Source organism: Thioclava atlantica, assembly GCF_000737065.1.
In the GTDB taxonomy this organism is placed as follows: Bacteria; Pseudomonadota; Alphaproteobacteria; order Rhodobacterales; family Rhodobacteraceae; genus Thioclava; species Thioclava atlantica.
Window position 1 is genome coordinate 98,849 of record NZ_AQRC01000012.1, and the last position, 17,301, is coordinate 116,149.

Consider the following 17,301-nt stretch of genomic DNA (forward strand, 5'->3'; position numbering starts at 1 on the left):
TCGGCCCTTTGTGCATGAGGCGGCTCCCCAGTTCCTCTCATTGCGCGTTCTCGGCGCTCGGACACCGTCGGTGCGAAGGTCACCCCATCCGGGTGTGAAGGTTCCACAGCAGCCAGATCGTGCCGCCCCCCATCAGGAGCAGGATCAGCGTCGTGAAGAGGATCAGGTGAAGATCCTCGCGCGTCTGACCCTTGAGACGGATATGCAGGAAGAAGCGCAGATGCGCCGCGATCTGCAACACCGCCGCGATCGCGGTGACCCAGAGGATCGTCATGCGCGGCGCAAGATCCCAGGCCACGAGCGCGAAGACCGGAAGGGTGAGAGCGAGAGCCAGCCCCAGCCCGATTAGATAACTGCGCGCCTCGCGGCGCTTGTCCGTCTCGTCGCTCATGCCAGCCCCCCGATATAGACGAGTGAGAAGATCCCGATCCAGACGAGGTCGAGGAAGTGCCACAGCACCGCAAGGCGCACCATCGACACCTTCACCCCGTCATCGAGGCCGTATCGCGCGAGTTGCCCGAGGATCGCGAGCCCCCAGAGACAGGCGGCGCTCACATGCAGACCGTGGAGCGGCACCAGCGCGAAGAAGGCCGAGAGGAAGCCGCTCGCCTGCGGGACCCCGCCCTTGCCGGCCATCTTGAGAAAATCGTGGATCTCGAAGCCGACGAACGCGAGGGCAAGGGCCATCGCCACGACGAGCCAGATCACCATCTTCGTCGGCCGATCCTCGTGTTTGAGCGCGAGATGCGAGAAGCCGATCGCGACCGATGAGGCGAGCAGCAGCATCGTCTCGATGAAGATCGACTTCAGCTCGAACAGATCATGCGGGCCGGGGCCGCCATTGGTATTCGGGCGCATCACCACGTAGGTCGCCATCAGCAGGCCGAACAGGATCGCGTCCGACATCATGAAGACCCAGAAGCCGAAGACCTCGGTCTCGGCGCGGTCATCGGCGCTCTGGTGGTTCGAGCCCAGATTGAGGCCCGGGTGGCGGGTTTGGGTAGCGCTCATTCGGCAGCCTCCTGCGGCATCGGGATCGCGTGCCCGCGGTTGTCGCGGGTATATTCGGCGCGGCGCGAGACGCGCGGGGTGCGGGCGGCGAGGGCACGGAACGCGCGCCAGGTCTCGCGCACCTCATGGGCCGGGATCACCTTCTCGGTGTCGCGCCGGAAGCCCTGCGCGATGAGGACAACCGGGACCAGAGCGGCCAGCGGGAGGGCCAGCCACCACAAGTACCAGGTGAGCGCGAAGGCGAGGCCGGTTCCCAGGGCCCCGATCACCGGGCCCAGCACCGCGTTCTTCGGCATGCGGATATCCTCGTAGCCGTCATCGGGCGGTCCGAGGTCTTCCCCGGTCATTTTCAGCGTCGCGAAGGCGTCGCGCCCCTCGACCCGGGGCAGGGCGGGGAAGTTCCATTCGGGCGGCGGAGCCGGGAGGCCCCATTCCAGCGAGCGCCCGTCCCAGGGATCGCCCACCGGCACCGCGAGCCGCGCCCGGTCGCGCACCGAGACCCGGAGCTGCACGAGCAGGAAGGTGAAGGCGAGCACGATCAGCCCCGCCCCCGCGAGCGCCACGACGGTCCAGGGCAGCCAGGCGCCGGTGAAATAATCCGCCATCCGCCGGGGCATCCCCATCAGCCCGAGCGCATAGAGGGGAAAGAAGGCCCCCATGAAGCCGAAGATCCAGCACCAGGCCGCGCGATAGCCCCATTTCTCGTCCAGCCGGAAACCGAAGGCCTTGGGAAACCACATCGTGTAGCCGGCGATCATCCCGAACAGGAGGCCCGGGATCAGCATGTTGTGGAAATGCGCGACGAGAAAGAGCGTGTTGTGGGTCTGGTAGTCGATCGTCGGATTGGCCAGCAGGATCCCCGAGAGCCCGCCGATGGTGAACAGGAACAGGAAGGCCAGAGCGTAGAGCATCGGGACCGAGATCCGCACCCGGCCGCGATACATGGTCAGCATCCAGTCATAGATCTTCACCCCCGTCGGCACCCCGATCAGCATCGTCGCGATCCCGAAGGCGGCATTGAGATTGGCGCTCTGGCCCATGGTGAAGAAGTGGTGGACCCAGACCGTGAAGCTGAGAACCGCGATCGCCATGGTCGCGATCACCAGCGCGGTGTAGCCGTAGAGGGTCTTGCCCGAGAAGGTCGAGAAGACCTCCGACCAGACGCCGAAGGCGGGCAGGATCAGGATATAGACCTCGGGATGGCCGAACAGCCAGAACAGGTTGGCGTAGTTCATCATGTTGCCGCCGCCGCCATTGGTGAACAAATGGAAGTCCAGATAGCGGTCGAGGGCGAGCAGCGCGGTCGCGATGGTGAGGGGCGGCATCGCGAAGATCATCAGGATCGAGGTGCACAGCGCCGTCCAGGTGAAGAGCGGCATCCGCATCAGCGTCATGCCCGGGCAACGCTTCTTGTAGATCGTGACCGCGAAATTGATGCCGGTGAAGGTCGTCCCGAGCGAGCTGAGCGTGACCGCCCAGATCCAGTAATCGGGTCCGGCTCCGGGATTGAAGGCGGCCTCGGTATAGGGCGGATATCCCGACCAGCCCCCGGTCGAGAACGGCTCGAGCACGAGGCTCACCATCAGGATGATCCCGCCCGCCACCGTCAGCATCAGCGAGACCGAGTTGAGCACCGGGAAGGCCACGTCGCGCGCCCCGATCTGCAGCGGCATCACGTAATTGATCATCCCGGTCAGGAAGGGCATCGCCATGAAGAAGATCATGATCGTCCCATGGGTCGAGAAGAGTTGCGCGAAATGCTCGGGCATCACAATCCCGCCGCCGTCATGGCCCACCACCTGCTGCATCCGCATCACGAAGGCCTCCGCGAGAGCGCGGGCGAGCATGACGAAGGAGAACACGATATACATGATCCCGATCTTCTTGTGATCGACCGAGGTCAGCCAGTCCGACCAGAGCGGTTTCCACCAGCCCTTCCATGTCACGATGACCAGCGCGACGAGCGCGCCGAGAACCGCCGCCCCCGCCGCCGCCGAGCCGGTGATCCCCGACAGCAATTCGGTGCGACCATGCGCGGTGACGATATCGCTCAGCGGGATCGCGTCGAGTGTCAGCCGTCCGAAGGGAAATCCCCAATCCGTCATTCTCCCGTCTCCTTCATCCCGGCGATCTTGTCGAACAGCGCCGTCGGCGCGGCCGCGAAATGCACCACGGTCCCGTCGGGCATCCCCAATGCGTGGCGCAGGTCGAGCTTCGTGCCCTTGTGCTCCAGCGCCGCGCGGGCTTTCTCGTCGAAGGGCAGCCCCTGCGCCCTGGCCTGCGCGACCCAGCTCTCGAAATCGCCGGGGCGCATCGCCACCGCGGTGAAGCTCTGGGCCGAGAACCCTTTGCCGTTATACTGGGTGTTGCGCCCCTCGAAGCGCCCGGGGCCGTCGGCGGCGAGATTGAGCTGCGTGCGCATCCCCTTCATCGCGTAGATCTGGCTGCCCAGCCGCGGGATCAGCAGGCTCTGCATCACCGTGTCCGAGGTCAGGTTCAGCTTCACAGGCCGGTCTGCGGGAAAGGCCATCTCGCCCACGCTCGCGACGCCCTGTTCGGGATAGATGAACAGCCATTTCCAGTCGTATCCGATCACGTCGATCACGACGGGCGGGGCCTTGGCTTCGGCCACGGGAAGGTAGGGATCGAGCTGGTGGGTCCGTTCCCACAAGATGGTTCCGAGAACGATCACGACGAGGAACGGGACGCCCCAGGCCAGCACCTCGAAGAGAAGGGAGAATTTCCATTCCGGGCGGTAGTCGCCACGCGCGCGCCCGTAGCGATAGCGCCGTACCAGCCAGGGCGTCGCCGCGAAGACCGGCACGACCACGATTGCCATGAGGATCAGGATGAGACGTAGATGTGAGACCTGCGCCGCCGCAACCGGACCCGCGGCATCGAGGAAACTGTCGGCCTGCGCCGCTTGGGCGGAGGCCAGGCATGCCGCACATGCCATGCTCGTCTCGAAGGGCAGGGGCCAGCGCAGAGCGGCAGCTCTCATGGCGGAAACTCGCTTGTTTTGGCGGGCTTGCTTGAGGTCACGCGCGCCGCGCAGCCGGCCGGCAAGCCGCTAAGGAACTGGGTGATTATGCAGGCCAACCGATCGGCGCGGCTCTGGTTCCTTCACACCGCCGTAAGGAAGCGAGGGGGACGCAATCGCGAAGAGGCATGAGGGGCCCGGCCCTCGGTTCCGCGTCTTCGGCGGCGGGGTCACTCCTGGCCGTCCTCGTAGAGATCGAGCACGTCGTCCTCCATCACGCCGCCGATGATCGCGAAGGCGGGCGGCGCGCCCTGGAAATCGCCGAGCGTGAGATGGGGGAAGACGAAATATTTCGCGGCGACGTTTTCCTTGCGCGCGGCAAAGATGATGCGACGGATCCCGGCGAAACGCGCAGCCGCGAGGCACATCTCGCAGGGCTGAAGGGTGCTGATCAGGACGCAATCGCCGAGATCGGCGCGACCGAGCGCGGCAGTCGCGCGGCCGAGGGCGACGATCTCCGCATGTTGCGTCGGATCGGTGTCGCGCTCGACATGGTTGGTGCCGGTGGCGACGATCTTCCCGTCACGCAGCACGGCGGCGGCGATCCCCGCCTTGCCGGGCTCGCAGACTGCCGCACGCGCCTGTGCGACGGCTTCGCGCATCGCGTCGCGTTCGAAATCACTGGGCGTGTCCATCGTGCCTCCGGGGTGCGGGCTTCTCTTGCGCAACCGCCGGTGGGCCAACATGTTCCCTTGAGGTCTGCCCCGGGTCGTCCTAACCTTCGCGCAGGGCCCCCTGCGCGGAGAGCCATTCCTTCACCTGCGTCGCGTGGGCCCCGGATATTCTCACCGTATCGACGAGAGCGAGAGCTTCCTCGGGGTCGCGGATGAGGCGGGGGGATTTCAGATCGCCCCCTGCGCGCCAGAGCGCCACGATCTCGCCGCTCTCGCCAGTTTCGGCGATCAGGAGATTGTCTTTCATATTTCCCTCGCAGACGTCGCAAGACTGTCGCGCCACATGCGCGCGGCAGCCTGCTTTTAGCGAGATATCCCTCCCGGTCAACGCTCGCCTGAGGGCGCGATTTTCTTCGCGCGTCATCAAGGTTTCACATGAACGCAACGGGACTTTCATTTGAATGGCTAGGGTGCGGACCGAACGAAATCGGCCGGGCTGTGACGCATGACATTCACCTTTTCCGATCGCCAGCGGCAGATCCTCGACGAGGTCCGGCGTGCGGGTCAGGTCTCGATCGAGAGTTTCGCGCAGATCTTCGGCGTGTCGCCGCAAACCATCCGCAGGGATGTGAATGAGCTCTGCGCGGCGGGTGCGCTGCGCCGGGTTCATGGCGGCGTGGAGATGCCGCAGAGCGAAAACCTGCTCTACAGCTCGCGCCGGACCCTGAACGGGGTGGCCAAGCGCAAGATCGGAGCGGCCTTCGCGGCGCGGATCCCTTCGGGCGCCTCGCTCTCGGTTTCGATCGGGACGAGCCCGGAATATGCGATCGGAGCGCTCGAGGCGCAGAGCGATCTGATGGTGCTGACCAACAACCTCAACATCGCCCTGTCGGCCTGCGAACGCGAGGGCTGGACGGTGCGGGTTCCCGAAGGGGCCGTGCGCGCCGGAGACCGGGACATTCTCGGGCCGCAGGTCGAGGAATTCTTCGCCCGCTACCAGGTCGATTTCGGTGTCTTCGGGGTCGGCGGGGTCGCTGAGGACGGCACGCTTCTCGATTTCACCGAGGCCGAGGTGGCCGCGCGCATGGCGATCTTGCGCAATTGCCGCCGCTCCGTGCTGCTGCTCGACCGCACCAAATTCGGCCGGCCGGCGCATGTGCGCGGCGGTCACATGCGCGAGGTCGACGAGGTGATCTGCGACGGGCCGCTGCCTGCGCCGATCGCCGCGGATCTCGCGGCGGCGGGCGTCACCGTCTCCATTACCGAGGATATGCAATGACCGCGATCGAAACGCAGCAGGGCCGGGCGATCCGTCTCGCCGGGATCTCGAAGCACTGGGGCGAGACGACGGCCCTGTCGGAAATCTCGGTCGAGGCGCCGGCAGGAAGTTTCACCGCGCTGCTCGGCCCCTCGGGCTGCGGCAAGTCCACCCTTCTGCGGATCGTGGCCGGGCTCGAGGAAGCCAGCGGCGGGCAGGTCCTCATCGGCGAGGAGGAGGTGACCGGCCGCCCCGCCGACAAGCGCGACCTGTCGATGGTGTTCCAGTCCTACGCGCTCTTTCCGCATCTCAGCGTGGCCGAGAACATCATCTTCGGCCTGCGCACGCGGCGCGTGGCCCGCGCCGAGCGGATGGCGCGGCTCGCGCAGGTCGCCGAGCTTCTGGGTCTTGCGCCCTATCTCGACCGCAAGCCGGGGCAGCTCTCGGGCGGGCAGCAGCAGCGCGTGGCGCTGGGGCGCGCGGTGATCTCGCAGCGCCCGGTCTGCCTGATGGACGAACCGCTCTCCAATCTCGATGCGAAGCTGCGCCAGACCATGCGCACCGAGCTGCGCGCGCTGCAGCGCGAGTTGGGCTTCACCATGCTCTACGTCACCCATGACCAGGTCGAGGCGATCACCATGGCCGATCAGGTCGTGCTGATGAATGCCGGCCGGATCGAGCAGGTGGCGAGCCCTCACGACCTGTACGAACGGCCCGCGACGATCTTCGCCGCGCGCTTCATCGGCACCCCGCCGATGAATATCCTGCCGCAGTCGGCACTGGGCGAGACCGGCGCGCGACTGGCGGCGGAGCTCGGCGGCGACCTGGCCTTCGGGATGCGTCCCGAGGCGCTGCGGCCCGATCCGCAGGGCCTGCTCGAGATGCAGGTCACGGGCGGCGAGTATCTGGGCGCGGATGCCCTCGTCCAAGGCCGCATCGGGGGCGCCGAAGCCCTGATGCGCGTTCCGGGCCAGGCGCTGCCCGAGCAGGGCACCGCGCTGCGCGTCGCGCTCGCGCCCCAGGATCTTCACCTCTTCGACGCGGGCACGGGCAGGCGGATCGACTATCCGCAGCCCGCGTCGCCGATGGCTCGACCGGGACACCCGGCGGGCAGCTCTGGCGCAATGTCGCCGCTTTCCAACCCGAAGGAACCCTGAAACATGTTCGATACGCTCTTCAAGGGTGCCGCGACCGCGGCGGCGCTCGCCCTCGTGACCGCGCTTCCCGCGCGTGCGGTGGACCTGCAATTCTACTTCCCCGTCGCCGTGGGCGGTGGGGCGGCCAACACCATCGAGTCGCTCACCGATGCCTATATGAAGGATCACCCGGACGTTAAGATCGACCCGATCTACGCCGGCTCCTATCAGGACACGATCACCAAGGTGATCACCGCGGCGCGCGGCGGCAACCCGCCCCAGATCGCGGTGGCGCTCTCGGTCGACATGTTCACCCTTCTCGACGACGACCTGATCCTGCCCTTCGACGATTACGTCAAGACCGACGCGGACAAGGCGTGGCTCGACGGCTTCTACCCGGCCTTCATGGAAAACAGCCAGGTGGACGGCAAGACCTGGGGCATCCCGTTCCAGCGTTCGACCCCGGTGCTCTACTGGAACAAGGCGGCGTTCAAGGCGGCCGGCCTCGACCCGAACACCCCGCCCGCGACCTGGCAGGACATGGCCGCGATGGGCCGGAAGCTGACCAAGACCGACGCCAATGGCAATGTCACGCAATGGGGCGTGCGCATCCCGACCTCGGGCTTCCCCTACTGGCTGTTCCAGGGGCTGGTCGCCGAGAATGGCGGCAAGCTGGCCAATGCCGAGGGCACCGAGACCTATTTCGACAGCCCCGAAGTGATCGAGGCGCTGCACTACCTCGTGGACCTGTCGAGCAAGGACAAGGTCATGGAGCCGGGCATCGTCGATTGGGGCGCCACGCCGAAAGCCTTCTTCGAGGGCCATACCGCGATGATGTGGACCACCACCGGCAACCTGACCAACGTCCGCAAGAACGCGCCCTTCGACTTCGGCGTCGCGATGCTGCCCAAGCACAAGATGCGCGGCGCTCCGACCGGCGGCGGCAACTTCTACCTCTTCAAGGGCTCCTCGCCCGAGCAGCTTTCGGCCGCCGTCGATTTCATCAAGTGGATCACCGCGCCCGAGCAATCGGCCCAGTGGACGATGGCGACCGGCTATGTCGCGCCGCGCCCGGCCACCTGGGACACCCCCACGATGAAGGAATACGCCCAGGAGTTCCCGCCGGTGCTCGTCGCGCGTGACCAGCTGCAATACGCCACGGCCGAGCTCTCGACCCACGAGAACCAGCGCGTGACGCAGATCCTCAACGACGCGCTCGCTGCCGCCATCACCGGGCAGAAGACGCCCGAGGACGCGCTCAAGGACGCGCAGCAGAAGGCCGACGCGGTGCTCTCCGCCTACCGCTGATCCCGAACTCACTTCCCGGGGCGGGCCGTTCGCGGCCCGTCCCGACAAACCCCGGAAGGACGACCCCGATGCGCAAGCGTGAATGGATATATGGCTGGCTTCTGATCCTGCCTGCGCTGACGCTGATCTTCCTCTTCACCCATTTTCCCGCGGTGCTGACGCTTCTGCACAGCGTCTTCTCGACGCCGCGCGGGCGCAAAGCCGCGCATTTCGTGGGGCCCGCCAATTACGAGCGGATGATCCACGACCCGGTCTTCTGGAAGGTCCTGACCAACAATCTCTGGTATGCGCTCGGGACGATCCCCGTCGCGATCGCGTTGGCGCTGCTGATGGCCGTGCTCGTCAACCGGCCCTTTCCCGGCCGGGCGCTCTCGCGGATGGCCTTCTTCACGCCCACGATCCTGCCGCTGATCGCGGTGGCGAATATCTGGCTCTTCTTCTACACGCCGGGCTTCGGGCTGATCGACCAAATCCTCGGACTGTTCGGCCAGGGCCAGACGAACCTTCTGGGCGATCCCGCGACCGCGCTTCCCGCGCTGATGGTGGTCGCCGTCTGGAAAGAGGCGGGGTTCTTCATGATCTTCTACCTCGCCGCGCTGCAGGCGATCCCGCCGCAACTGGCCGAGGCCGCGCGGATCGAGGGGGCGGGGCGCTGGACGATCTTCCGCCGGATCACCTTCCCGCTGCTGATGCCGACGACGCTTTTCGTCTCGATCAACGCGGTGATCAACTCGTTCCGGCTGGTCGATCACATCTTCATCCTGACCAATGGCGGGCCCGACAACGCCTCGTCGCTGCTGCTCTTCTACATCTACGAGACCTCGTTCCGCTATTGGGACACCGCCTATGGCGCGACGCTGACGGTGGTTCTGCTGGCGCTGCTATGCCTGCTCGCGATCGGGCAATTCTTCTTCTTCGAGCGCAAGGTGCATTACAAATGAGCCGCTTCGACCGCTATCTGTGGAATGCCGGGGCGGGACTGCTCGCGCTGCTGTGGATCCTGCCGCTGCTCTATGCCGTCTGGACCGCCTTTCACCCCGCGGCCTACGAGGCGGATTTCACCCTGACCGCGCCGCTCACGCTCGAGAATTTCGGCAAGGCGTGGCAAGCGGCCCCCTTCGGGCGGTACTTCCTCAACACCTTCATCTTGGTCACCGGGATCACCGCGGCGCAATTCGTGCTCTGCACGCTCGCGGCCTACGGTTTCGCCCGCTTCCGCTTTCCCGGCCGCAACATCCTGTTCTCGCTCGTGCTGTTGCAGCTGATGGTGATGCCCGACATCCTGATCGTCGAGAACTACAAGATCATCCGCGCCTTCCATCTCGTGGACACGCTTTTCGCGGTCGCGCTGCCCTATATCGCCTCGGGCTTCGGCGTGTTCCTCATCCGGCAGACCTTCATGACGGTCCCGCGCGAGCTCGACGACGCGGCGCGGATCGAGGGGGCGGGGCCGCTTCTGACGCTCTGGCGGGTCTATGTGCCGCTCGCCAAGCCGACCTATCTCGCCTACGGGCTGGTCTCGGTCAGCTATCACTGGAACAACTTCCTCTGGCCGCTGATCGTGACGAACTCGGTCGAGACGCGGCCGGTCACCGTCGGGCTGAGCGTCTTCGCGACGACCGACTCCGGGGTCGAATGGTCGGTGATCAATGCCGCGACCCTGATGACCTCGGCCCCGCTCCTCATCGCTTTCCTCCTGTTCCAGCGCCAGTTCGTCCAGAGCTTCATGCGCGCCGGCATCAAGTGATTCAAAGAAAGGATAGTTCATGACCCTTCCGCTTCTCGGCGCCGCGATCCGTCGCCACGATCTCGACATCCTGCGGGACTGGATTTTCGAGCCGGGCCGCGCGATCGAAATCCAGGATTTCGTCTTTCCCGAGGTGATCGCAGGCGATCCGGGCGATCTGATCGCCTCCTACAAGGTCGCGCTCGAGGGCCATCGCGGGCGGCGGGGCATCCACGGGCCGTTCTTCGGCCTCGATCTCTCGAACCCCGACCGCGAGATCCGCGCGGTGGTCCGCAAGCGCCTTCTCAAGGGGCTCGAGATCGTCGAGGCCCTGGGCGGGAGCCACATGGTCGTGCATTCGCCCTTCACCTACTGGCATGTTCTCAACCGCGACAATTACCCGACCGTGCATGACCAGATGGTCGAGGCGATGGCGGACTGTCTCGACCCGGTGCTGGCGCGGGCCGAAGATACCGGCTGCACGCTGATGCTGGAGAATATCGACGACACCGATCCGTCGGCGCGGGTCGAGGCGGTCGCGCGGATCGACCATCCGAACCTCATGGTCTCGATCGATACCGGTCATGCCGAACTGGCGCATGGCCGCTATGGCGCGCCGCCCGTGGTCGACTTCATCGCGCAGGCGGGGGTGCGGCTCGGGCATGTCCACCTGCAGGACGCCGACGGCTACGCGGACCGGCACTGGCATCCGGGCGAGGGGCGTATCCTCTGGCCGGCAGTCTTCGCGCAGATCGCGCAGCTTCCCAAGATGCCGCGCCTGATCCTCGAGGTGCGCAACCGCCTCGAGCGCTTGCCCGCCACGGTACGCGCGCTCGAAGCACAGGGGCTTGCCCGCTAGCGGCATAGCCCGCCCGCGATCCGCCCCACCCGCGATCCGCCCGGCCGGTCACGATGCGCTGACCTGCGTTTTGACCGATTGACGCTGCGCGCGGATCGCCTAGTATCGCCCCCACGTCAGGGGAGTCCCGCCTAGGGGACTGAGAGGCTGACAGGGGGCGGTAACGCCCTTGGTGACGCGACCCTTTGAACCTGACCCAGTTGATGCTGGCGTAGGAAGACCGAAGGGTATTTCCCCCAACGCGCGAGCCGGGGTGGTCCTTTCGGGCCACGAGGCCCATTCGCGCGCAAGCGCCGGGCTCTCACGGCCCCTTTCTGCTTCCCGTTTCACTTGGGTCTTTTCGCAAGAGGAGACCGAAATGAAAGACACGATCCCGACCATCACCACCGGCCCGCTGCCCGCCTCGACAAAGGTCTATCTGCCGGGCGAGATCCACGACATTCGCGTGCCGATGCGCCAGATTGCCGTGTCGAACGAAGATCCGCTGAGTGTCTATGACAGCTCGGGCCCCTATTCCGACCCGCAGGCCGCGATCGACATCGCGAAGGGCCTGGGCGATCTGCGCGGAAACTGGCTGGCCGAGCGCGGCGATGTCGAGGCCTATGACGGACGCGCGGTCACGCCGGCCGATAACGGCTTTGCCGAAGGCGCGCGCCTGACCCCGGAATTCCCGGTGCGCCGCCAGCCGCTGCGCGCGGTGGGGGATCGGGCGGTGACCCAGCTGGCCTATGCCCGCGCGGGCATCATCACACCAGAGATGGAATTCGTCGCGATCCGCGAGAATGAGGGCCGGATGGCCGCCCATGCGCGTGACGGCGAGGCCTTCGGGGCGGAGCTGCCCGATCTCGTCACGCCCGAATTCGTGCGCCGCGAGATCGCCGAGGGCCGCGCGATCATCCCCGCCAACATCAACCACCGCGAGCTGGAGCCGATGATCATCGGCCGCAATTTCCTTGTGAAGATCAACGCCAATATCGGCAACTCCGCCGTGACTTCCTCGATGGAGGAAGAGGTCGAGAAGATGGTCTGGGCGATCCGCTGGGGCGCCGACACGGTGATGGACCTCTCGACGGGGCGCAACATCCACAACATCCGCGACTGGATCATCCGCAATGCGCCGGTGCCGATCGGGACGGTGCCGCTCTATCAGGCGCTGGAGAAGGTGAACGGCATCGCCGAGGACCTGACCTGGGAGATCTACCGCGACACGCTGATCGAACAGGCCGAGCAGGGCGTCGATTACTTCACCATCCATGCGGGGGTGCGGCTGCACATGATCCCGATGACGGCGAAGCGTGTGACCGGGATCGTCTCGCGCGGCGGCTCGATCATGGCAAAGTGGTGCCTGCACCATCACCGCGAAAGCTTCCTCTACGAGCATTTCGACGAGATCTGCGACATCTGCCGCCGCTACGACGTGTCCTTCAGCCTCGGCGACGGGCTGCGTCCCGGCTCGATCGCCGACGCCAATGACGAGGCGCAATTCGCCGAACTGCGCACGCTGGGCGAACTGACCAAGATCGCCTGGGCCAAGGAGTGTCAGGTGATGATCGAGGGCCCCGGCCATGTACCGATGCACAAGATCAAGGCGAACATGGACGAGCAGCTCAAGCATTGCCACGAGGCGCCCTTCTACACGCTCGGGCCGCTCACGACCGATATCGCGCCGGGCTATGACCATATCACTTCGGCCATCGGGGCGGCGATGATCGGTTGGTTCGGCACCGCGATGCTGTGCTATGTCACGCCCAAGGAGCATCTGGGCCTGCCTGACCGCGACGACGTCAAGACCGGCGTCATCACCTACAAGCTGGCCGCCCATGCCGCCGATCTGGCCAAGGGCCATCCGGGCGCGCAGCGCCGCGACGATGCGCTGTCGCGGGCGCGCTTCGAGTTCCGTTGGGAGGACCAGTTCAACCTCGGGCTCGACCCCGATACCGCGCGCGCGATGCATGACGAGACGATGCCGAAAGAGGCCCACAAGGTCGCGCATTTCTGCTCGATGTGCGGGCCGAAATTCTGCTCGATGCGGATTTCTCACGACATCCGGGCCGAGGCCGAGAAGCGCGAGGGCATGGCGAAGATGGCCGAGAAGTTCCGCGAGGGCGGCGCGCTCTACATCCCGGCCGAGAAGGCGGAGCCCGCGGAATGATGTTCTCGGTCCTGGGCGCAGGGGTGGCGGGGCTCTGCACCGCCACTTCCCTCGCCGAGCGGGGTGCGCGGGTCGAGGTGATCGACCCCGACCCCGAGCCGACGGGGGCGTCGTGGTATGCGGGGGGCATGCTCGCGCCCTTCTGCGAGGGCGAGGCCGCACCCGAGGATGTCGTCACGCGCGGACAGGCGGCGCGGGACTGGTGGGCCGCGCGGGTGCCCGGCGTTCTGCAGCAGGGCACGCTCGTCGTCGCGCCCGCGCGCGACCGCAGCGAGTTGCAGCGCTTCGCACGGGCAACCCGGCAGCATAGCTGGGTGAGCCCGGGCAATCTCGAACCCTATCTCGCGGGGCGGTTCGCGGAGGGGCTCTACTTTGCCGAGGAAGCCCATCTCGATCCGCGCGCGGCAACGCGCGCCCTGTGCGCGCGGCTGCGCGATCTCGGGGTGGAGTTGCAGTTCGGAACCGGGGCGCAGCCGCGTGGGCAGATCGTGGATTGCCGCGGCCTCGCGGCGCGCGACCTGCTGCCGGAACTGCGCGCGGTGCGTGGCGAGATGCTGATCCTCGAAACCCGCGAGATCATGCTCTCGCGCCCGGTGCGCCTGCTCCATCCGCGCTTTCCCTGCTACATCGTGCCGCGCGGCGAGGGGCTTTTCATGGTCGGCGCGACGATGATCGAGAGCGACCGCGACGATCCGATCACCGCGCGCTCGGCGATGGAACTGCTTTCGGCGGCCTATGCGCTGCATCCCGCCTTCGGCGAGGCCGCGATCGTCGAGACCGGCGCGGGGCTGCGGCCCGCGCTGCCCGACAACCACCCTTCGGTGATCTTCCGCGGCGAGAGGATCTTCGTGAACGGGCTGCATCGGCACGGCTTCCTGATGTCGCCCGCCCTCGCCGAGGAGGTCGCCGCGACCGTCTTTCAGGAGAACCATCATGCGTGTTGAGGTGAACGGAAAGCCGCGCGAGGTCGCGGCGCGAGACCTCGCCGCGTTGCTTGCCGAGCTGGGCATTGCGGGCGAGAGCGTCGCGACGGCGCTCGATGGCGGTTTCGTGCCGCGCGGCGCGCGCGCCGGGGCCGTGCTCGAACCGGGCGCGAAAGTCGAGATCCTCGCGCCGATGCAGGGAGGCTGACCATGTTCTACGGAACCGAGCTGAAAAACCGGCTGATGCTGGGCACCGCGCAATATCCCTCTCCTGCGATCCTGCGCGACGCGATCGCGGCCTCGGGGGCGGAGGTGATCACCGTCTCGCTGCGCCGCGAAGGGGCGGGGGGCGGGGCCTTCCGCGAGATCCTGAAGGAGAGCGGTTGCCGCATCCTGCCCAATACCGCGGGCTGCCACTCGGTGCGCGAGGCGGTGACCACGGCGCAGATGGCGCGCGAGCTCTTCGATACGCGTTGGGTCAAGCTCGAGGTGATCGGCCATGCCGACACGCTCCAGCCCGACCCGTTCGCGCTCGTCGAGGCGGCGCGGATCCTGAGCGCCGAGGGGTTTCAGGTCTTTCCCTACACGACCGAGGATCTGATCGTGGGCGAGAAGCTGATCGAGGCGGGCTGCGAGGTCCTGATGCCCTGGGGGGCGCCGATCGGCTCGGGGCAGGGGCTGCGCAACCTCGAGGGGCTGCACACGATGCGCGCCCATTTCCCCGACACCCCGCTGGTGGTCGATGCCGGGATCGGCGCGCCCAGCCAGGCGATGGCGGCGATGGAGATGGGCTTCGATGCGGTGCTCCTCAATACCGCCGTGGCCAAGGCGCTCGACCCGGCCGCGATGGCGCGCGCCTTCGGGCAGGCTGTCGAGGCGGGGCGCGTGGCGCATGGCGCGGGGCTGATGCCGCGACGCGACATGGCGCAAGCCTCGACGCCGATTTTCGGCATGGCGGAGTTCGCATCATGAGGCTCGATCCGTTCTACCTGATCGTGGGCGACGTCGCGCGGCTCGAGGCGCTGGTGCCGCTTGGGGTGAAGCTGGTGCAATTGCGGCTCAAGGACATGGAGGAGGCCGAGTTGCGGCGCCAGATCGCACGGGGGCAGGCGGTCTGCGCGGCGCATGGCGCGCAGCTCGTGGTGAACGATTACTGGCAGATCGCGCTCGATCTGGGCTGCGATTTCATCCATCTGGGCCAGGAGGACATGGAGCGCGCGGATTTCGACGCGCTGCGCCAGGCGGGCGTGCGCTACGGGCTTTCGACCCATGACGAGGCCGAGCTGGACCGCGCGCTGGCGCATCGGCCCGCCTATGTCGCGCTCGGGCCGGTCTATCCGACGCTGCTGAAGAAGATGAAATGGGCCCCGCAGGGGCTCGAGCGGGTGACGCGCTGGAAGGCGCTGGTGGGCGATGTGCCGCTGGTCGGGATCGGCGGGCTTACGCCCGACCGGTTGCCCGGCCTCTTCGCGGCAGGCGCGGACAGCGCGGCGGTGGTGACCGATATCCAGCAGGCCGAGGACCCGGTTGCGCGCTGCCGCGCGTGGCTGGCGGCGACGCGAGGCTATGGCGCATGAGCCGCTACGCCCGCCAGACCTGCCTGCCCGAGATCGGCACCGAGGGACAGGCGCGGCTCGCACAGGCGCGGGTGCTTGTGATCGGCGCGGGCGGGCTGGGTGCGAGCGTGCTGCCGCTTCTTGCCGGGGCGGGGGTCGGAGCGCTGCGGGTGATCGATCCCGACCGGGTCGAGGAGAGCAACCTGCACCGCCAGACCCTGTTCCGGATGGGCGATCTGGGGCGCCCGAAGGCCGAGATCGCGGCCGAAAGCCTGCGCGCGCTCAACCCCGATTGCGAGGTCAGCCCCGGCGTCTTCCGCCTCGATCCCGCCAATGCGCGCGCGGAACTGGCGCGTGTCGATCTGGTGATCGACGCGGCCGACAGTTTCGCGGTGACCTATGCGCTCTCCGATCTGTGTCATGCGCGCGGGCTGCCGCTGGTGAGTGCTTCGGTGCTGGGGCGGTCGGGCTATGCGGGCGGGTTCTGCGGCGGCGCGCCGAGCTATCGCGCGGTTTTCCCCGACCTGCCGCCCGCGCTGCAAAACTGTGCAAGCGCGGGGGTGATGGGGCCTGCCGTGGCGAGCCTCGGGGCGCTGCAGGCGCAGATGGCGCTTTCGGTCCTGCTCGGCCACGTTCCGAGCCCGCTCGGCCAGCTTGTCTCGGTTGATCTCGCGACTTGGCGATTTTCGGGCTTCCGCTTCGACGGGGCACCCGAGCCGGGGAGCGGCTCTGCGGTGATCGCGCTGCGCGAGATCCGCCCTGAGGATGTCGTGATCGATTTGCGCGGCGAAGCGGAGGCGCCCGCCCCGGCCCATCCGCGAGCCCTGCGGCTTTCTCCCGAAGCCGTTGCGGCCTTCCAGCCCGATCCGGGGCAGCGCGCCGTCTTCGTCTGTGCGACGGGCCTGCGCGCTTGGTGCGCGGCGACGGTTCTGGCCGCGCGCGGCCCCTACGAGACGGCCATTGTCGCGGTGGGATCATGAGCCGCCCGGTCCTCTTCATCGGCGGCCTCGATTCGAGCGGCGGTGCGGGCATCCTGCGCGACACCGCGACGGCGGCCGAACTGGGCGCGCCCGCGCGCGTCGCGCTGACCTCGGTCACCGCGCAGAGCGATCACGCGGTCACCGCGATCCATCCGGTTCCGAGCGACGTGCTCGCCGCCCAGATCGACATGGGGCTGCACGGGGGCGTTGGGGCGGTGAAGATCGGGATGCTCGGCACGCGCGCCACGGTCGAGACCGTCGCCGACCGCCTGCCGCGCGTGCCGGTGGTTCTCGATCCGGTGCTGCGCTCGAGTTCGGGGCGGGACCTGATCGACGCGGAGGGGCGCGCGGCGATGGTTGGGCGCCTTTTGCCCCGCGCTACCCTGCTGACCCCTAATATTCCCGAATTGCAGGCGCTCGCGGTAGCGACGGGGCTGTCCGCGGAGGCGCCCGAGAGCACCGTGGTTGCAGAGCTTCTCGGGCGTGGCTGCGGGGCGGTCCTCGTGAAGGGCGGGCATGGGGTGCCGGGCGGGCTTTGCGAGGACCGGCTCTATACGAGCGCGGGGCAGGTGGAGCGCTTCGCGCGGCCCTGGGTCCGGGCGTCGCTGCGCGGCACGGGCTGCCAGCTGGCCAGCGCGATCGCGGTGCATCTGGGGAGGGGGCTCGCGCTTGCCGACGCGGTGGCGCGCGCCCGCGATCTGCTTCAGGCCCGGTTCGAGGCGGCCGCCTCCTGAGAGG

At 67.3% G+C, this 17,301-nt stretch carries 19 protein-coding genes; 13 read left to right on the forward strand and 6 right to left on the reverse strand.

The window, feature by feature from the left end; translation table 11 throughout:
- Nucleotides 1-79: 79 nt before the first annotated feature.
- From DW2_RS14325 to DW2_RS14350, 6 genes are all read right to left on the reverse strand, one after another.
- Entirely contained in the window at nt 80-391 is a 312-nt protein-coding gene (locus tag DW2_RS14325) for a cytochrome o ubiquinol oxidase subunit IV (protein ID WP_038147722.1), read from the reverse strand.
- Nucleotides 388-1,011, reverse strand: a complete 624-nt coding sequence (locus DW2_RS14330; protein ID WP_038147723.1) for a cytochrome c oxidase subunit 3 — start codon at nt 1,009-1,011, stop codon at nt 388-390. Before DW2_RS14330 ends, DW2_RS14325 begins: the two co-directional genes overlap by 4 nt.
- Nucleotides 1,008-3,116: a cbb3-type cytochrome c oxidase subunit I gene (locus tag DW2_RS14335; RefSeq protein ID WP_081875004.1), complete on the reverse strand. Its 2,109-nt coding sequence runs from the start codon at nt 3,114-3,116 to the stop codon at nt 1,008-1,010. The genes DW2_RS14330 and DW2_RS14335 overlap by 4 nt, the downstream gene beginning before the upstream one ends.
- Nucleotides 3,113-4,012, reverse strand: a complete 900-nt coding sequence (locus DW2_RS14340) for a cytochrome ubiquinol oxidase subunit II family protein (protein WP_156102985.1) — start codon at nt 4,010-4,012, stop codon at nt 3,113-3,115. Before DW2_RS14340 ends, DW2_RS14335 begins: the two co-directional genes overlap by 4 nt.
- Nucleotides 4,013-4,221: 209 nt before the next feature.
- Nucleotides 4,222-4,686 carry a nucleoside deaminase gene (locus DW2_RS14345; RefSeq protein ID WP_038147725.1) on the reverse strand — a complete coding sequence of 155 codons (465 nt, stop codon included), beginning with the start codon at nt 4,684-4,686 and terminating at the stop codon, nt 4,222-4,224.
- A gap of 79 nt (nt 4,687-4,765) precedes the next feature.
- Entirely contained in the window at nt 4,766-4,972 is a 207-nt protein-coding gene (locus DW2_RS14350; protein WP_038147728.1) for a hypothetical protein, read from the reverse strand.
- A 198-nt stretch (nt 4,973-5,170) separates the two neighbouring features.
- Between DW2_RS14350 and DW2_RS14355 the strand changes: the two genes are divergently transcribed.
- The 13 genes from DW2_RS14355 to thiD all read left to right on the forward strand — a co-directional run bounded on the left by DW2_RS14355 (nt 5,171) and on the right by thiD (nt 17,297).
- The gene (locus DW2_RS14355) at nt 5,171-5,944 is read left to right on the forward strand and encodes a DeoR/GlpR family DNA-binding transcription regulator (protein WP_038147730.1); all 774 of its coding nucleotides are present in this window, start codon (nt 5,171-5,173) and stop codon (nt 5,942-5,944) included.
- Nucleotides 5,941-7,080 carry an ABC transporter ATP-binding protein gene (locus DW2_RS14360; RefSeq protein ID WP_081875006.1) on the forward strand — a complete coding sequence of 380 codons (1,140 nt, stop codon included), beginning with the start codon at nt 5,941-5,943 and terminating at the stop codon, nt 7,078-7,080. The genes DW2_RS14355 and DW2_RS14360 overlap by 4 nt, the downstream gene beginning before the upstream one ends.
- Nucleotides 7,081-7,083: 3 nt before the next feature.
- A complete protein-coding gene (locus tag DW2_RS14365; protein ID WP_038147734.1) occupies nt 7,084-8,367 on the forward strand; it encodes an ABC transporter substrate-binding protein in 1,284 nt (427 codons plus the stop codon).
- Nucleotides 8,368-8,435: 68 nt separating this feature from the next.
- Complete coding sequence (locus DW2_RS14370) at nt 8,436-9,308, forward strand: carbohydrate ABC transporter permease (protein ID WP_038147738.1); 873 nt, start codon at nt 8,436-8,438, stop codon at nt 9,306-9,308.
- Nucleotides 9,305-10,114: a carbohydrate ABC transporter permease gene (locus DW2_RS14375; protein WP_038147740.1), complete on the forward strand. Its 810-nt coding sequence runs from the start codon at nt 9,305-9,307 to the stop codon at nt 10,112-10,114. Before DW2_RS14370 ends, DW2_RS14375 begins: the two co-directional genes overlap by 4 nt.
- A 19-nt stretch (nt 10,115-10,133) precedes the next feature.
- A complete protein-coding gene (locus DW2_RS14380) occupies nt 10,134-10,952 on the forward strand; it encodes a sugar phosphate isomerase/epimerase family protein (protein WP_038147744.1) in 819 nt (272 codons plus the stop codon).
- Nucleotides 10,953-11,310: 358 nt separating this feature from the next.
- Nucleotides 11,311-13,104, forward strand: a complete 1,794-nt coding sequence (gene thiC, locus DW2_RS14385; RefSeq protein WP_038147747.1) for a phosphomethylpyrimidine synthase ThiC — start codon at nt 11,311-11,313, stop codon at nt 13,102-13,104.
- A complete protein-coding gene (thiO, locus tag DW2_RS14390) occupies nt 13,101-14,048 on the forward strand; it encodes a glycine oxidase ThiO (protein ID WP_337588246.1) in 948 nt (315 codons plus the stop codon). The genes thiC and thiO overlap by 4 nt, the downstream gene beginning before the upstream one ends.
- On the forward strand, nt 14,038-14,235 hold the full coding sequence (gene thiS / locus DW2_RS14395; RefSeq protein WP_038147749.1) for a sulfur carrier protein ThiS: 198 nt from the start codon (nt 14,038-14,040) through the stop codon (nt 14,233-14,235). The genes thiO and thiS overlap by 11 nt, the downstream gene beginning before the upstream one ends.
- A 2-nt stretch (nt 14,236-14,237) precedes the next feature.
- Nucleotides 14,238-14,999 carry a thiazole synthase gene (locus tag DW2_RS14400; protein ID WP_038147751.1) on the forward strand — a complete coding sequence of 254 codons (762 nt, stop codon included), beginning with the start codon at nt 14,238-14,240 and terminating at the stop codon, nt 14,997-14,999.
- Nucleotides 14,996-15,604: a thiamine phosphate synthase gene (locus DW2_RS14405; RefSeq protein WP_038147754.1), complete on the forward strand. Its 609-nt coding sequence runs from the start codon at nt 14,996-14,998 to the stop codon at nt 15,602-15,604. The genes DW2_RS14400 and DW2_RS14405 overlap by 4 nt, the downstream gene beginning before the upstream one ends.
- A complete protein-coding gene (locus DW2_RS14410) occupies nt 15,601-16,563 on the forward strand; it encodes a HesA/MoeB/ThiF family protein (protein WP_038147756.1) in 963 nt (320 codons plus the stop codon). The genes DW2_RS14405 and DW2_RS14410 overlap by 4 nt, the downstream gene beginning before the upstream one ends.
- On the forward strand, nt 16,560-17,297 hold the full coding sequence (thiD, locus tag DW2_RS14415) for a bifunctional hydroxymethylpyrimidine kinase/phosphomethylpyrimidine kinase (RefSeq protein WP_051856097.1): 738 nt from the start codon (nt 16,560-16,562) through the stop codon (nt 17,295-17,297). Before DW2_RS14410 ends, thiD begins: the two co-directional genes overlap by 4 nt.
- The last annotated feature ends 4 nt before the right edge of the window (nt 17,298-17,301 follow it).

Bases quoted from the DNA above. Each gene is read 5' to 3' on its own strand.
- DW2_RS14370 (WP_038147738.1), top strand. From the start codon at position 8,436: ATGCGCAAGCGTGAATGGATATATGGCTGGCTTCTGATCCTGCCTGCG.
- thiD (WP_051856097.1), top strand. From the start codon at position 16,560: ATGAGCCGCCCGGTCCTCTTCATCGGCGGCCTCGATTCGAGCGGCGGT.
- DW2_RS14375 (WP_038147740.1), top strand. From the start codon at position 9,305: ATGAGCCGCTTCGACCGCTATCTGTGGAATGCCGGGGCGGGACTGCTC.
- DW2_RS14345 (WP_038147725.1), bottom strand. From the start codon at position 4,686: ATGGACACGCCCAGTGATTTCGAACGCGACGCGATGCGCGAAGCCGTC.
- DW2_RS14380 (WP_038147744.1), top strand. From the start codon at position 10,134: ATGACCCTTCCGCTTCTCGGCGCCGCGATCCGTCGCCACGATCTCGAC.
- DW2_RS14410 (WP_038147756.1), top strand. From the start codon at position 15,601: ATGAGCCGCTACGCCCGCCAGACCTGCCTGCCCGAGATCGGCACCGAG.
- DW2_RS14400 (WP_038147751.1), top strand. From the start codon at position 14,238: ATGTTCTACGGAACCGAGCTGAAAAACCGGCTGATGCTGGGCACCGCG.
- DW2_RS14365 (WP_038147734.1), top strand. From the start codon at position 7,084: ATGTTCGATACGCTCTTCAAGGGTGCCGCGACCGCGGCGGCGCTCGCC.
- thiC (WP_038147747.1), top strand. From the start codon at position 11,311: ATGAAAGACACGATCCCGACCATCACCACCGGCCCGCTGCCCGCCTCG.
- DW2_RS14330 (WP_038147723.1), bottom strand. From the start codon at position 1,011: ATGAGCGCTACCCAAACCCGCCACCCGGGCCTCAATCTGGGCTCGAAC.
- DW2_RS14335 (WP_081875004.1), bottom strand. From the start codon at position 3,116: ATGACGGATTGGGGATTTCCCTTCGGACGGCTGACACTCGACGCGATC.
- DW2_RS14325 (WP_038147722.1), bottom strand. From the start codon at position 391: ATGAGCGACGAGACGGACAAGCGCCGCGAGGCGCGCAGTTATCTAATC.
- DW2_RS14350 (WP_038147728.1), bottom strand. From the start codon at position 4,972: ATGAAAGACAATCTCCTGATCGCCGAAACTGGCGAGAGCGGCGAGATC.
- thiO (WP_337588246.1), top strand. From the start codon at position 13,101: ATGATGTTCTCGGTCCTGGGCGCAGGGGTGGCGGGGCTCTGCACCGCC.
- thiS (WP_038147749.1), top strand. From the start codon at position 14,038: ATGCGTGTTGAGGTGAACGGAAAGCCGCGCGAGGTCGCGGCGCGAGAC.
- DW2_RS14355 (WP_038147730.1), top strand. From the start codon at position 5,171: ATGACATTCACCTTTTCCGATCGCCAGCGGCAGATCCTCGACGAGGTC.
- DW2_RS14340 (WP_156102985.1), bottom strand. From the start codon at position 4,012: ATGAGAGCTGCCGCTCTGCGCTGGCCCCTGCCCTTCGAGACGAGCATG.
- DW2_RS14405 (WP_038147754.1), top strand. From the start codon at position 14,996: ATGAGGCTCGATCCGTTCTACCTGATCGTGGGCGACGTCGCGCGGCTC.
- DW2_RS14360 (WP_081875006.1), top strand. From the start codon at position 5,941: ATGACCGCGATCGAAACGCAGCAGGGCCGGGCGATCCGTCTCGCCGGG.